1 protein-coding gene is annotated in these 752 nt (G+C 64.9%); it reads left to right on the top strand.

Annotation, left to right across the window (positions count from 1 at the left end):
- The coding region (locus tag FFK22_RS42045; RefSeq protein ID WP_143957028.1) for an alcohol dehydrogenase catalytic domain-containing protein at positions 1 to 752 on the top strand (752 nt) is incomplete at both ends.

Raw genomic sequence — 752 nt, 5'->3', positions numbered from 1 at the left:
GCAGGGAAGCCTCTGGAGATCCTGGAGGTGGACCTGGAGGGTCCGAAGTTCGGCGAGGTCTTGGTCGAGATCAAGGCGACCGGGATCTGCCACACCGACGAGTTCACGCTGTCTGGCGCGGATCCGGAAGGTCTGTTCCCGTCGATCCTGGGGCATGAGGGTGCGGGCGTGGTGGTCGATGTCGGGCTGGGGGTGACCGGCCTGCAGAAGGGCGACCATGTCATCCCGCTGTACACGCCGGAATGCCGGCAATGCCCGTCCTGCCTGTCGCGCAAGACCAACCTGTGCACGGCGATCCGGTCGACCCAGGGCCAGGGGCTGATGCCGGACGGCACCAGCCGGTTCTCGATCGGCAAGGAGAAGATCTTCCACTACATGGGCTGCTCGACCTTCTCGAACTTCACGGTCTTGCCGGAGATCGCGCTGGCGAAGGTCAACCCGGACGCGCCCTTCGACAAGATCTGCTACATCGGCTGCGGCGTGACCACCGGCATTGGTGCTGTGATCAACACGGCGAAGGTCGAGGAGGGCGCGACCGCGATCGTGTTCGGGCTCGGCGGCATCGGGCTGAACGTGATCCAGGGCCTGCGTCTGGCCGGGGCCGACATGATCATCGGCGTCGACCTGAACAACTCGAAGAAGGAATGGGGCGAGCGCTTCGGCATGACCCATTTCGTGAACCCGAGCGAGGTCGAGGGCGACCTGGTGCCGTATCTGGTGAACCTGACCAAACGGGGCGCGGACCAGATCGG

The organism is Mycobacterium sp. KBS0706, from assembly GCF_005938675.2.
GTDB lineage: Bacteria > Pseudomonadota > Alphaproteobacteria > DSM-16000 > Inquilinaceae > Inquilinus.
The sequence above is the reverse complement of the archived record's forward strand: the minus strand, read 5'-3'. Positions and strand labels throughout refer to the sequence as shown.